10 protein-coding genes and 1 pseudogene are annotated in these 11,033 nt (G+C 66.0%); 4 read left to right on the forward strand and 7 right to left on the reverse strand.

Translation table 11 applies throughout. From position 1 onward, the window contains the following. The first annotated feature begins 177 nt into the window (after window positions 1-177). Window positions 178-1,584, forward strand: a complete 1,407-nt coding sequence (locus HGB39_RS30125; RefSeq protein WP_005566142.1) for a guanine deaminase — start codon at window positions 178-180, stop codon at window positions 1,582-1,584. 54 nt (window positions 1,585-1,638) lie between these two features. Here the strand turns inward: HGB39_RS30125 and HGB39_RS30130 are convergent, their stop codons facing one another. The 4 genes from HGB39_RS30130 to HGB39_RS30150 form a co-directional block, all read right to left on the reverse strand. After that, window positions 1,639-2,106: a DUF4440 domain-containing protein gene (locus HGB39_RS30130; protein WP_043789524.1), complete on the reverse strand. Its 468-nt coding sequence runs from the start codon at window positions 2,104-2,106 to the stop codon at window positions 1,639-1,641. An 86-nt stretch (window positions 2,107-2,192) separates the two neighbouring features. Next, window positions 2,193-3,356, reverse strand: coding sequence for a Gfo/Idh/MocA family protein (locus HGB39_RS30135; protein WP_005566137.1), 1,164 nt, complete (start codon window positions 3,354-3,356; stop codon window positions 2,193-2,195). Window positions 3,357-4,021: 665 nt separating this feature from the next. Next, window positions 4,022-4,423 carry a LapA family protein gene (locus HGB39_RS30145; RefSeq protein ID WP_037205170.1) on the reverse strand — a complete coding sequence of 134 codons (402 nt, stop codon included), beginning with the start codon at window positions 4,421-4,423 and terminating at the stop codon, window positions 4,022-4,024. Between the two features lie 73 nt (window positions 4,424-4,496). Continuing rightward, on the reverse strand, window positions 4,497-5,285 hold the full coding sequence (locus HGB39_RS30150; RefSeq protein WP_005566135.1) for a hypothetical protein: 789 nt from the start codon (window positions 5,283-5,285) through the stop codon (window positions 4,497-4,499). 83 nt (window positions 5,286-5,368) lie between these two features. Here HGB39_RS30150 and HGB39_RS30155 point away from each other — a divergent pair, with 83 nt between their 5' ends. Then, a complete protein-coding gene (locus HGB39_RS30155) occupies window positions 5,369-6,817 on the forward strand; it encodes a GlnX family signal transduction membrane protein (RefSeq protein ID WP_005566134.1) in 1,449 nt (482 codons plus the stop codon). Then, window positions 6,817-7,839, forward strand: coding sequence for a glutamate ABC transporter substrate-binding protein (locus HGB39_RS30160; protein ID WP_043789521.1), 1,023 nt, complete (start codon window positions 6,817-6,819; stop codon window positions 7,837-7,839). The genes HGB39_RS30155 and HGB39_RS30160 overlap by 1 nt, the downstream gene beginning before the upstream one ends. A gap of 626 nt (window positions 7,840-8,465) precedes the next feature. On the opposite strand, the gene HGB39_RS30165 is transcribed toward HGB39_RS30160, so the two are convergent. The 3 genes and pseudogenes from HGB39_RS30165 to HGB39_RS30175 form a co-directional block, all read right to left on the reverse strand. Next, a complete protein-coding gene (locus HGB39_RS30165) occupies window positions 8,466-9,713 on the reverse strand; it encodes a cation:proton antiporter domain-containing protein (RefSeq protein WP_043789543.1) in 1,248 nt (415 codons plus the stop codon). 152 nt (window positions 9,714-9,865) lie between these two features. Beyond that, entirely contained in the window at window positions 9,866-10,294 is a 429-nt protein-coding gene (locus tag HGB39_RS30170; protein ID WP_043789517.1) for a DUF7144 family membrane protein, read from the reverse strand. 303 nt (window positions 10,295-10,597) lie between these two features. Continuing rightward, window positions 10,598-10,911: pseudogene (locus tag HGB39_RS30175) on the reverse strand (integrase core domain-containing protein); the annotation flags it as partial. Between HGB39_RS30175 and HGB39_RS38230 the strand changes: the two are divergent. Beyond that, window positions 10,802-11,033: hypothetical protein (locus tag HGB39_RS38230; RefSeq protein WP_210753078.1), on the forward strand; the 232-nt coding region annotated here is incomplete at its 3' end. The pseudogene HGB39_RS30175 and the gene HGB39_RS38230 sit on opposite strands and share 110 nt — an antisense overlap.

Raw genomic sequence — 11,033 nt, forward strand, 5'->3', positions numbered from 1 at the left:
GGGCGCTTGGCCTGTTCGGCCGCGACCCGGGTCTGATCGGTGGCATTGTGAGTACGGGCTGTTATCTCATCGTGGGTGCGGCACGGCCGCACAGGTGCTACTCGGCTGGGCTTCGTCCAGCCGCCGAAGTTCATTGCAGAAGGCATGATCCGTTACCACTCGACGGGAGTTCATCGCATGGCCACGCACACCCATCTCGGGCACATCTTCCACATCGCCGGCACACCGAAAGTGACCGAAGCCGCGGCCGCCCTGGTATCGATTCCCGACGGCGCCCTGGTGCTGGACGACGGCGGGCGAATCGTGTTCTGCGGTGACCGAGCCGAGATCCCGTCGGATTACGAGTCCGGCACCGTGCACGACCACAGGCCCGGCTTTCTGCTGCCGGGGTTCGTCGACACCCACATCCACTTCCCGCAGACCTACGCCGGCGACTCCTACGGCGGCGGTCAGCTGCTGGAATGGCTGACCCTGTGCATGTTCCCGTCGGAGACGAAGTTCGCCGACCCGGAGTTCGCGCAGCAGGCGGCCGTCGAGTTCACCAACCGGCGCATCTCGGCGGGCACCACGGCCGCCATGGTGTTCGGGTCGGCGTTCCCACATGCGCAGGACGCGTTGTTCACCGAGACGCAGAAGGCCGGTCTGCGGATCGTCAGCGGCCGCGGAATTCAGACCGTCGGCGGCGAAACCGCTCAGCCGCTGATGACCTCCGAAGAGGACGCGATCCGGCTCACCCGCGAGGAGATCGAGAAATGGCACGGCGCCGACACCGGCGATGTCGCCACGGCGTTGCTGCACGTGGCAATCATCCCGCGGTTCTCGCTGTCGGTGACCCCCGAGACCCTGAAGAATCTCGGAGAACTCTACGAGGAGGTCCGGGACCGCGGGGTGTACGTGCACTCGCACCTCAACGAGAACAATCGGCCCGGCACCGGCGAGGTCGACTCGACCAAAGAGACCTATCAGGTGAATTCATACCTGGACACGTACGACGGGAAGTTCCTGCCCGGCTCGGAAGTGGGCGGGAAGAGCCTGCTGGGCCGACGCACCATCCTCGCGCACTGCGTGCACTGTCAGGATGTCGAGCTCGAACGGATGGCCGAGACCGGCACGTCCGTCTCGCACTGCCCGATCTCGCAGCTGTTCCTGGGATCCGGAACGATGCCGTGGAAGCGCACCGTCGCGTCGGGCGTCAATATCTCGGTGGGAACCGATTTCGGCGGCGGCGACGAATGGCTGATTCCCCGGGTGCTCGGCGACGCGTTCAAGGTGCACATCACCGAGGCCGGTGACGACGGGGTGTCGATGCATCCGGCCGAGATGCTGTTCGTCGGCACCCTCGGCGGCGCCCGGGCACTGGACATGGAGAACCGGTTCGGCAATTTCGACGTGGGTAAGGAAGCCGACTTCGTCGTCGTCGACCCGTCCGGCACGCCTGCGCTCGACGGCCTGCTGCGCAACGCCGTTCGCGCCGCCGATCCCGATCTGGCCCGCGATCAGACCCTGTTCGCGTTGCTGATGGGGATACGCGACACGTCCATCTCCGAGGTCTACGTCGCAGGCCGAAAAGCCAAGGCGTCCTAGACGGGTGGTACCCCGCGACCGCCGGACGACCTCACGGTCGACCGGCGGTCACGGCTAGGGGTTCACCGACGAATGGTGGTTGGCAATCAGCCACTTTCCGTCTTCGTACCGATAGACCCACGTCACCCTGGCCGCCACATCTTGACCGTTGGCGTTGATGACCCAGCGGCCCACGTTGTAGGCGAGGTTGCAATCCGAATACTTGAAACTTTCTTCCATGCGGGCGATGGGATCGGCCTTGATCAGGTTGACGAAATACTCCGTTATCTTCTCCGGAGTGTCGGCGATAGGCACCGACAGGGTCGGCAGCAGCACCGCATCCGGCCGGTACAACGCGGCGACCCTGCTCGCGTCACCGCTTTCCAGTGCGTCATTCCAACTCGTGAAGAGCGCATCCAGTTCACTGTCTGTCGCGCGCACGCAATTGTCTTCGGAGTCAGAGGAACTGACCGAGGAACAGGCGACCGCCGAAATTGCCAACGCGAGAATCGCAAAGCCCAAGCCGAACGGTGTGGTATTCATACCAACCTCCGCGGAGAAAGGCGCCTACGGGAATTGACCCGCTAACCGATAAAGCGTAACTCCGGGACCTGGCTCTGCGGATCGGATCAGCGCACGTCGACCCACGCACGGGATGCGACCGATGCCGTGATGGCGTCGAGAGCTTCGGCCGCGGCCACGGCGTCGGCGATCGTTGCGCCCCGGGGCTTTCCGTCGACGATCGAGGCGATGAAGTTGTTCCCCTCGATGACCTTGAGGTCGTCGTAGCTCATCGAGGACGCGGAACCCGGCTGGAAACGGGCATACGCTCCTGCGTCGGGGCCCACCCACACCGTGGTGATCGACTGGTCCTGGTATTTGCTCCCGAGGCTCGTTCCGAGTTCGTTCATCCGGCGGAAGTCCCAGTACACCGCACCCTTGGTGCCGTGGATTTCGAACCCGTAGTTGTTCTGCTCGCCGACGGCCACGCGACTCGCGTCCAGCGTTACCCGTCCGCCGGACGACAGGCGAACCAGCGCGCTGACGAAGTCGTCGTTCTCCACCGGCCCCAATTTGCCGCCCGTCGCGCGCGCATGCCCGCTGGTGGCACCCGTCGGGACAGCGCGCTGGGGGATGAAGATCGCGGTGTCGGCCACGACTGCGTCGATGTCGCCGAGCAGGTACCGGACCAGGTCGACACCGTGCGAGGCAAGGTCTCCCAGAACGCCCGACCCACCGCGCGCGTTCTCGTAACGCCAGCTCAGCGCCCCGTCCGGATGCGCGGCGTAGTCGCTGAGGAAGCGGAATCGCGAGTGCGTGATGGTGCCCAGTTCGCCCGACGCGATGAGGTCGTGCGCCATCGCGACGGCGGGTGCGTTGCGGTAGTTGAATCCGACGGTCGACTGGACGCCCGCCTTCTCGACGGCGGCGGCCACTGCCTTCGCATCCTCGGATGACAGCCCGACCGGCTTCTCGATCCAGATGTGCTTGCCCGCCTCGGCCATCGCGACACCGATCTCGCGGTGTAGGAAGTTCGGTGCGGTGATGCTGACTGCGTCGATGTTCTGGTCGGCGGCGATGTCACGCCAGTCGGTCAGCGCTACGCCGAACCCGAATTGGGCGGCGGCCTCCTCGGCGCGGCCGGGTACCTCGTCGGCGACGGCGCCCAGACGGATCGGCGGCGCTTCCGGGAAGTGGTGGCGCTGACGGAGATATGCGTTCGTGTGCACTCGGCCCATCCAGCCGAATCCGGCGACGGCTACTGCGATTTCGGTGGGGTTGACGTTGGTCAAGATCGACTCCGGAACTGATCGGGCGGCGTGTGTCTCTACGACAGTGCTGCGCGCCGGGAGCGAAGTCAATCATTTGTGCTGACAAAGTGGCTCTCGAGGTGATTTTGATGGCTTTCCGACCTACTCGAACCTCACACCACCCTGCGCGGAGGGGACCGCTGAAAGCCCGACCAGCGGTCCCCTGCCGTGAGCCGGTGACCCTCACCCGGATCAACCAGCGCACTTCCGTCAGCGGCTACGCACCCGCGCGTCGCACCAGTGCCGGTACGCCGGCGTCGACCCTAACCATCCACTGATCCAGCGACTCGAACATCTCGTCCCCCGACGGTCCACCGGGAACAGAGAGTTCATGCAACGCTTGGCCTTCCGAAGGAACAAGCGAAACCTGAGGCGGAACGTCCTCACCCGATGCCGGGCCCGACGCCACGTCCGCAGTTCGCAGGACAGCGGCGAGAATGCTGCCCTGCCCAGCGGCGAGAAAAAGCCCCTGAGGGGTTGTCGACCAAGCCATTTCGGTGTCCTTTCGTCGAATCACGAATGCGATACAGGACCGACCGTATGAGGAGATTCGACAGTTGAACCGAGTAGTCGACTACTCGAAATCTCTCGGCCGAGGGCCTGACCGGTCAACGCATCGATCGAGCGAACACGGAAACGAGCAACGGTCAGGTGGTCAGTTTCCGTTGCCGGTTCGCTGCCCGCCGGATCTGAAGGATTCGTACACCGCCGACGAGCGCCATGATCACCGCGCCCGCGATGGCCGCGAACAGCAGGGTGACACCGAGCGGGACCGTGAACTCCCAGACGAACAGTTCCAGGACGACACTGTCGAGGTTCTGCAGGATGAACACGAGAAGCAGGACCAGGACGAGGATGCCGATGACCAGACCAGTCCAGGTCGCCCCGGTACGGGTGTGCTTGATCCCCTTGCCTCTCGCCACGTCCGACGGCACCCCGGAACCCGCGTCGTGGGGACGCGGGTCGGAGGACGGCACCTCACCACCAGGCGGGTGTCCTGTCGGGAGACCGGATCCGGAGTTCGGTGTTTCGTCCGTTGGCGGCAACATGAGACCCGATTACCCAGGCCGTCACCCCACCAACCGGGTCGGGGCTGTTCCCTCGGGCGCGTCGGGTTGTCGATCATCGTGGTGTAATCGCCGGGGGCAGGTAACGGTCGATCAAATCCTGGATGGGATCTGGCGCCACCTGCGGCGGGGGTGACACCGGGTCCTGCGCGAAGGCACCGAGCACGTCGCTGGTGTGCTGTTCGGCGGTGCCGTACGTGTTGGCCGATACCGAGAAATCAGGCCCGAACGACGCAGAAGCGACAACACTGGGCCCGTAGTCCGACCAGCCCCATTTGGTTCCGGTCACCGACGGCAGCCGCCCGGTGCCCCAGTTCTGATGGGTTCCGTCGGCGGCGGCGGGGGCCGCGGTGGCCATCCACTCCAGAATCTGGCTGTCCGGATCGATGGTCTTCTTCGCCTCGAGAAACGTCACGGTGTCCGCGGTGCTGGTCACCGCGTCGCCCCAGAATCCGGATCCCCGGGTACTGGTGAGCCGATACTCGGCGGCGATCACATCGATCGACTGCGGGTACTTGGCGTACGCCTGCGAGGCGGCGTTGTCGTCGCTGTCACGGATCATCCGCTGCCCGAGCGCGAGCTCCTCGGGCGAGCCGTCGCCGTGCCGGAGCAGGTAGTCGGCTACATATAGTTTCACGATGGACAATCCCGGCCTGGCTTCCCCCTGATTCGCCGTCCCGATGCGGGTTCCGCTCGGGGTGTGCATGAACGACAGCGCGGTCCGCCCCGGCACCTCGTCGATCCTGTCGGGCGTCGGCGCCGAGTGAGCCGTCATTCCGGACGCGAACGCGACGAGCCCGGCTACCAACAGCGACAGCGCGGAGCGACACACCCACCTGTTCATACCGCGCGAGTACCCGGTTCCACCGGGCTCAGCCGTCCCGGTCACCGGAAATCTGGTTCCTACGGTGTCGGTGTCCCGAGTCGGTGCGCCGATCGGCACCGTCGGTGCACACTGAACTCAGCCCCGCGGCCCGGATCGGTGCTCTTACCGGAACCGCGGAGGCGGTGCAGGAGGACCGGATGTTCCACCGCGGCGAGCACGCCGTCACCGACGCTCCCACGCTCGACGAGGACCTGCTCGTCGAGCCCGTAGCCCGCCGCCGCCCGTGGGTCGAATTCTTCGCGTCCACGCCCGGACGGCTGTCCATGCTGGGGATCGCGCTCATCGCCGCGGTCATCGCGGCGGGCGCGATCACCTCGGCGGCGGTCGGCGCGCGGCAACAGCGCGTCGAGACACTGCGCACCCACACCGAGCCCCTGGCAAACGCCGCCCAGGCCCTCTACAGCTCGCTGTCGATCGCCGATGCCGCCGCTATCACGTCCTTCATCTCCGGTGGCGGTGGTGTCGAGTCGTCTACCGGCGCGGAGCAGTTCACCCAGGCGATCGGGGACGCGTCGAACGCGCTGGTCACGGCGACCAACGGGGTGTCGTCGCAGGACGCCGAATCGCTGGCGCTGCTGTCGGACGTGGTGCGCGACCTCGCCGAGTACTTCAACCTCGTGGCCACGGCTCAGGCGAACGACCGGGCCGGCAACCCGGTCGGGGTGGCGTATCTGGCCGATGCGTCCGCGCTCATGCAGGACACCATCCTCCCGTTGGCGGAGCGACTCTACGTCCATCAGGCCGAGGCGGTCGCCGAGACCCAGACGCACACCGCCCAGCTGCCCGCGGCCGCCTTCACGGTGACGGTGGCCGCCCTCGTCGCCCTCGTTCTCGCCCAGCTGTACCTCATCCGGAAGAGCAAGCGCCGGTTCAACCCCGGCCTCGCTGTCGCCACCCTGCTGATGGCCGGGCTTCTGTTGTGGCTGATCGCCGGAAGCCTGGTGTCGACATCGGCGAGTGAACACGCGAGAACCGAAGGAACGCAACCCATCAACGCGGTTGCCCGCGCTCGCATCCTGGCGCAGCAGGCCCGCGCCGACGAAACTCTCGCCATCCTGCAACGCGGGTCCGACACCCAGTCGGAAGTCGACTACGCGCGGCACTCCCAGACCTTGTCCGACGAGCTCACCCGGCAGCTGGAGAGCTCGCATGGTCGCGCCGCCGAGCAACACCTCCGCGACGCCGTGACGGCTCGCGACGGCTGGCTGGCCGCGCACCGGGACATCGAGGGCGCCCTCGAGCGCGGTGACTACCCGACAGCTGCGGCGATCGCCGCCGGATCCGGCTCGGGCACATCGTCGACGCAGTTCGCCGCCCTGGACGAGTCCCTCAGGAACGCGATCGAGCGACTCCGCAACGACGAGGCCAGCGCGGTGACGGACGTCTACCGGTCGATGTCGGCACTGGCAGTCGGTAGCATGATTATTGGCGTGTCCTGCGGATTCGCCGTCGGCGGGGGAATCTGGCCGCGATTGAACGAGTACCACTGATGACACAGGTGAGGCTTTCGAGACCGGTGGCAAGACGGTGCGCCCGGCACCTCGTCGGCGTTCTTGCCGTCGCTGTCCTCGCCGGCTGCGCCGCACCCGACCCTCTCACCCCGCCCATCACGGGCACCTACACCGCACGACCGATGACGGAAGGCGCACAGATCATCCCGCCCACGAACAGTCCGCCGCCTGAACCGCCGCTCCCCGATTCGTGCGGGTCGCTCGCGAGCCTGCGACCCGGCCCGCAGCCCGCGCCCGGGCAGATGCCGCCCGGGGGATCACTCGCCGAGATCGCGGGACGGGGCCGGTTGATCGTCGGCGTCGACCAGAACACCAATCTGTTCAGCTTCCGAGACCCGACCACGGGCACCCTGCAGGGGTTCGACATCGATGTGGCGAAGGAGATCGCCCGGGACATCTTCGGCGATCCGACCAAAATCGAGTTCCGGCTGCTCACCTCCGCCGGCCGGTTCTCCGCACTCGAGAACAATGACGTAGACGTCGTCGTCCATGGCTTTTCGATCACGTGTGAACGTGCACAACTCGTCGGCTTCTCCACCGAGTATGTCCGCGCCTTTCAACGCATTCTGGTCCCTCGGGGTTCCGACATCGCCGGACCGGCGGACCTGGCCGGAAAGCGGGTCTGCACCTTCATCGACACCACGTCGCTTGGCACCGTCCAACGGGTCGCGCCGGACGCCACGATCATCGCGGTCCCCGACTGGGACGACTGCCTGGTCACCATGCAGAAGAAGCAGGCCGACGCGACCAGCACCTCCGACTCGATCCTCGCCGGACTCGCTTCCCAGGACCGGAATCTTCAGATCGTGGGGCCACGGCTGGAGGCAGAAGAGCACTGGGCGATCGGTGTCAACAAGGGCAGGGAAGATCTGGTGCGGTTCGTCAACGGCACCCTCGACCGACTACGTGCAGACGGCACGTGGACGAGCATCTACGACCGGTGGCTAGCGGCCCCGCTCGGACCCGTCGCGGGCCCGCCCCCACCTACCTATCGTGATTGAGGGGCATGAAACGTCGGGCGCCGTCTCGAACCGCGCATATCCCTCGTCGATGACGATGCGGGAGACGCACTCTTCAACAAAATATGAAAATACTGGCCACCCTTGGTGCGTGACAATTCCGATGATCGCACCCGAATTCGCATGTGCATATCAGTGGCGGTCGAATCATTCCGCGCTTCACTAGCGCATTTCGGGTCAGCTGTTCCTCCACCAGGTCACGATGTCGACTCTCTTCGCCCAGGCTGCGAGCTGGTGCGCCCGAGTCCTCGCGACGGCGTGCAGCCGCGGTCGAAGCACATACATACTGATCAGACCGGCGGCCCGGCTGCCCCCAGGCGCGCCGGGCCACCGCTGTCCCGAATTGCTCCGTCGGTCAGCCGAGGCCGATGCCGCCGCCGAAGGTGACACTCAGCCAATTCAGGAAAATTCACGGGGTCTTCTCTTACTCCATTCATCGCGTTCGCGATCGCGGAACGTTTCACCAAACCCGAATATTCTCACATGATGAAATTTAACAACCGTCCATATTGACCCGAATAATGGATCAATTCGTTCACGTGCATGGTGAGCAATCAGAGGGGCCGCTGGACTACAGGGGACACATCACGCGGCCGCGGGTGCGGGAATCACCTTCGAGTGTCTGGGGCGGGTCGGTTCTCCGGGCGGGGGTGGGCCCGGGCCCAGGCGGCGTAGCGGGCGGCGAGGGGGGCGGCGGTGAGTCCGTGCGCCAGGACGGAGAGTGCGATCGTGATAACCGCGGTGGTCAGGAGTAGTTCTTCGTGGGGTAGCTCGCCCGGTTCTTCGACGATGAGGATGGCGAAGACGATGGTGGCGAGGCCGCGGGGCCCGAACCAGCCGAGAAAGGCCAGGGTCGGGGCGCGTGGGTGGGTGCCGACAAGGGACAGTGCGACGGGGATCATCCGGACGACGGTCAGGCTCACGACGGCGTACCCGAGCACGGCCCAGGAGAGACTCCCGAGTGCGGGACCGAGCAGCACGGCGCCGAAGACGATGAAGGTCACGGCGCTGAACAGGTCACCGGTCTCGTCGATCATGTGCCCGGCGTCGTCGTCGACGTCGGCGCGGCGCCGGAGTGCGCCGAAGGTCAGTCCGCCGACGAACGCGGCGATGAATCCGGAACCGCCCAGCGGCACGGCGGCGGTGTAGGCGAGCAGTGCTGCGGTCACCGGCACGGTGTGCGCCCACAGTGGGTCGAGGGCGTGGCGCCGACCGGCCGTCACCAGGACCGTGGCGGCGAGTACGCCTGCCACGACCCCGGCGACGACCCCGTATCCGATCTGCTCGGTGACCAGACGGGCGGCCGCACCATCGCCGATCGCGCCCGCTTCGGCTTGCGCGATCGCGAGCACGATCAGGAACAATGGCACACAGATACCGTCATTGAGGCCGCTTTCGACGTTCAAGCCCTGGCGTATCCGCATCGGCAGCACGGGGAGGGTGACCACGGCCTGACCGAGCGCGGCGTCGGTGGGGGCGAGGATCACCGCGAGCAGCAACGCCTCGGGCCAGGCGAGATCGCCGAGCACGATCGCGGCGGCACCGAATCCGGCCGCGATGGTCAGCGGCAGACCGATACCGAGAAGTCGCGCAGGTAAGGAGATCTCGGTGCGGAGTTCGGCCAGGTCGACGTGTGCAGCGTCGGAGAACAGCACCAACGCCAGGGTCACCTCGGCGAGCAGTTTGACGATCTCGGCGGTGGCGTGCACGTCGACCACGCCGGCCGCCTCCACGCCGAGCAGGAGCCCGGTGACGGTGAAGACGATCGGGGCGGTGATCGGCGTGCCCGCAACGCGCCGGGAGATCCCCGCGAAGCCGAGCAGGACCACGGCGATCGCGGGCAGCGCCCACGTCATGGCGGCCACGCCTCACACCCGGTCGATATCGCCGTGGCGCGAGGTCGTGTCGTGAGGCCGCAACCCTCGATTCGCATGATGAATCCCCTGTCCCATCGTCGTCCTCATAGGTTGCGGAAATGCCTGTCGCACTGTTCGTTGTCGCTAGCCGTTCATCTCGCCGGTCGATATGGCCGTGCGGCTCGGTCTCTGTCGGGGTGCCAGGTCGAGACGGCCCAGATCACCACGGCGTTGAGGGCGATGATCGTGATCGCCCACATGGGGTAGTAGGGCAACCAGAGGAAGTTGACGATGATCGAGATTGCGCAGATCACCATGGCGCCCCCTCGCGCCCAGGTGGCACCGGTGAACAGGGCGATTCCGGCGGCGGTGACGATCGCGCCGAGAACCAGGTGGGTCCACCCCCATGCGGTGAGGTCGAATTGGTAGGTGTAGTCGACTCCGGTGACGATTACCTCGTCCTTGGAGATCGCGGACAGGCCCTGGAGTAGCTCGAGGACACCGACGGTGACCAGCAGAACCGCCCCACCCATCGCGGACCCTTGCGCCACACCGCGTTTGACCACAGATTCCTCGGACATGACCGTTTCCCTTCCCGGGCAACGCGTGAAGTTTCCGGCGAACTCCATTGTCCTCCGGTCGGGCCGGTGATGGCGGCAATTCGCGGCAGATGTGGTCCCGCCGAGTTGTCTCCAGGACCGGGAGCACGGGGACGACGCCCAAGCGTGATGGATTCGAAGCACGGACCGCCGGATCTCCGGTCATCTCGGAACATGCCCGTGGTCAGCCGCAGCATCTCCACGAGATGGCCCCGTTCGCGGTACCGGATGCGTGGGTGGGGCCTCGGAGTGTTTGAACCGCCCTGGATCGAGTGGAGACTTCGTTCAGGCCACCTCGAGGACCGAGGCGGCGGCGGTGGGGCGCTGTTCACGGTAGCGCGTCTCGTACTCGATCGGCGACAGGTAGTCGATCGACGAATGCAACCGGTCCGCATTGAACCAGCGAACCCACTCGGCAGTCTCCCGCTCCACCTCGTCCCGCCCGGACCACAATCGGTCCCGTCGATCAACTCGGTCTTGTAGAGCCCTATGGTCGATTCCATCATCGCGTTATCGAGGGCGTCCCCGGCGCTGCCGATCGAGCCCGCGATGCCCGATTCGGTCAGCCCGTCGACGAATACCCGTGAGGTATATTGGGCGGGCTCAACCGGTCGATGCAACACCTCGATCACGGAGGTGTGCAATGGGATACAGCAACAAGCAGATGTCTCAGGCGCCGGTGGGTGCCAGGCGGCAGTGGGCGGCGGACAGGGCATTGCGA

Source organism: Rhodococcus opacus, assembly GCF_012396235.1.
In the GTDB taxonomy this organism is placed as follows: domain Bacteria; phylum Actinomycetota; class Actinomycetes; order Mycobacteriales; family Mycobacteriaceae; genus Rhodococcus_F; species Rhodococcus_F opacus.